The following is a 2,719-nucleotide window of genomic DNA, read 5'->3' as shown; positions in this document are numbered from 1 at the left end:
ACGGTTGTGGCGCACGTCTTCGGTGAACGCACTCTGGCCACACTGGAGCGTCTTCTGAGCCTGCTGTCGGCCTTTGAGGTCGTGGTATGGATGACGGATGGCTGGCCGCTGTATGAATCACGCCTGAAGGGAAAGCTGCACGTTATCAGCAAGCGTTACACTCAGCGCATTGAGCGACATAATCTGAATCTGAGACAACATCTGGCAAGGCTGGGACGGAAGTCACTGTCGTTCTCAAAATCGGTGGAGCTGCATGACAAGGTCATCGGGCATTATCTGAACATAAAACACTATCAGTAAGTTGGAGTCATTACCTGGCAAGTGCCTATAATACCCCCGTTGTTGCAATTTATGCTGATTACAAAACGCGATGGCCCGCAATGGCCGATGTTTCGGAGTCAGTCGTCGTTGGGCAAAAAATTGACAATATAAGTCTGGATGAATTCGCAAAGGCATTAAAAAGTGTTTTGGCGAGAATATGAGACAGTACTTATGCATAGTAATGCCGATCTGTTATGAACGGTGGTGTCATCAATACTCTGAGGCTGGTCAATCATCACAGAAAACCAGCCTTTGGATCAAAGCTGTACTCACCGGATACGATCATAGTCACACCGAACGCGAATCTGGCGGTATCGCATTTTTATTTATTCATTTTCGGTGAGAGAAGAGCAAGCTCTATAGAGGGAATGTAAAAAAGAGTGCCCCGAATGGAGCACTATTTAAGAAATTATAACGGAAAATCAGAGGTTTTTATAACATGTCGCATAAGCAAACCCAAGCTTTTCAAATACGCTTTGATCACCTGTTGCCAGGGAAACTACGTATTGTTCGTTTGAGTTTGCGGGACTAGATGACCAATACATATTTGATTGAAAACCAGCCTCAGTCGTGTAATGCCCCATATCTCCCCATTCACTGTACAGTGACCCGATGCCTCGGGAACGACTATGGTTTAAATGATCTGCACGGGGAAGTGTGTAGCTATTGCTACTGCAAAAATTTTCAGCAAGGCTGTATATCATGAAAGCATCGCCGGCGTTCACCCACCAACTCTTCACACGGATTTCGTATACATAGCTAGGGCCTCCTGATTTTGGCGTCGCCGTAATCCTTTCCCAATTGCTGCCGACATTTTTATATGTCACTTTACCGGTAGCATCAACATCGACCCAGGAGGCAGAGCTTGAAAACTCATAATCAGCCGCCGTTTTTCCAGGGGCAAAGTTGTCATTATTCAACTGATAATACGCCCCGGTGAATCCCTGCGAAGGGAATGTAGTTGTCGGTAGGTCAGTACCATTGACTGACACTGTACCGCTCATTATTTTGTCTTCTGCGCGAGTGAATTGTATTGTGGTACTCAGACCAGCTTGATGAACACCATTCAATACAGGGATCAGCGTTGCGATACCCTCTCCGCCGCCTGTAACAGTGGCTTTGTACTCGCCTGAGAAATTTTTACTGTAGTCAATTGCACTAACTTGCACATAGGGCACGTTGGTACCTGACTGCACAAATTCCAGCCCTTCAGAAACTTTGATCGGATTGCCTGATATATCGTGCAGAACAAGATGTAGCTCAGCACTATCGGTAAAGTCTCCTTTCAATGATGACCGATTGTTCTTAAGGACGGACTGCGAGGTGTCTGCCGGGCCAGCCACCAGCGTTATATCTACTGTTTGCATTCCACCAGCGGTCGTGACTGCGCTTACCGTGACGCTACCTGTCATCGCTCCTTTCACGCTTGTTGTCGCGATTCCGTTTTGATCGGTCACCGCTGTTAATGACGTTAATGTGGCAGAGCCGCTTTTTAAGGCGAAGTACACAGTTAAACCTTCGATCAGGTTACCACTGCCATCCTCAACCGTTGCCTTTAAGGTACTTAAATCACTGTTGGTGGCGGCGATAGTCGATGGAGCAGCGATAAAGCTAGCAACATGGGCGGTGCTTGAGTTGCCAGTGACTTTCACGATTGTCTGTGTCTGTATTGTTACACCGTTATGGAACGATGCAGTCACCGTATATGTACCGACTTTATTGCTGGTCAGAACGACTGGAGCCTGACCTGAAGAGTTGGTTCTCACTTTTCCGCCACTTAACGTCGCACCTTCTGGCGTTACGCTAAAGTTGATGACCTGACCCTCCACTGGAGTGCCATTTGCAGAAGTTAGCGTTGCCGTCAGAGTTGCACCTGTTGGGGAATTGACACCGATAAGCGGGCTGGACGCCGAGAGTGTCAGTTTTTGATCGATTACCACCAGATCCTTCTCATAAGAGGATCCATTCGCCAGGGATGCTTTCACCATATACGAACCGTTTCTTTCGGGCGTCATAGTGACCTCGGCTATACCATGCGTATCAGTAGAGACAATATTTTGGCTGATGGTCATGTGCTCTGGTGGCTCTGCACTGAATGTTACAGATTCATTAAGAATCGGATTGCCAAACTGGTCGTTGACGTGAGCTGAGGTGTACTGGCAATAGCGGACACTACCATTTGTTCTTTTTTAAGCAGCCATCTGATGATATTTTTCCCTGAAGGCTGCCGGGGAGATATTCCCCAGACGAGAGTGACGACGCTGACGATTGTAGAAAATCTCAATGTATTCCCGTATTACTGAGATGGCTTCATCCCGGTTATTAAAACGATAGTGGCTCAGGCTCTCATTTTTCAGCGTTCCCCAGAAGCTTTCCATCGGAGCGTTGTCGTAACAGT

Annotated in this window: 1 protein-coding gene and 3 pseudogenes; 2 read left to right on the top strand and 2 right to left on the bottom strand. The window is 47.3% G+C overall.

Going from position 1 to position 2,719, the window contains the following annotated elements:
- Both BGK49_RS11860 and BGK49_RS29360 read left to right on the top strand, forming a co-directional pair.
- Window positions 1–300, top strand: a pseudogene (locus tag BGK49_RS11860) (IS1-like element IS1X2 family transposase); the annotation flags it as partial.
- A gap of 11 nt (window positions 301–311) precedes the next feature.
- Window positions 312–482: pseudogene (locus BGK49_RS29360) on the top strand (glycosyltransferase family 9 protein); the annotation flags it as partial.
- Window positions 483–743: 261 nt separating this feature from the next.
- Here the strand turns inward: BGK49_RS29360 and BGK49_RS11855 are convergent.
- Window positions 744–2,468: pseudogene (locus tag BGK49_RS11855) on the bottom strand (Ig-like domain-containing protein); the annotation flags it as partial.
- A gap of 42 nt (window positions 2,469–2,510) precedes the next feature.
- On the bottom strand, window positions 2,511–2,719 hold a 209-nt coding region (locus tag BGK49_RS11850), incomplete at its 5' end, for an IS3 family transposase (protein ID WP_001073957.1).

This window comes from Shigella sp. FC1544, from assembly GCF_001722145.1.
Classification (GTDB): Bacteria; Pseudomonadota; Gammaproteobacteria; order Enterobacterales; family Enterobacteriaceae; genus Escherichia; species Escherichia coli.
The sequence above is the reverse complement of the archived record's forward strand: the minus strand, read 5'-3'. Positions and strand labels throughout refer to the sequence as shown.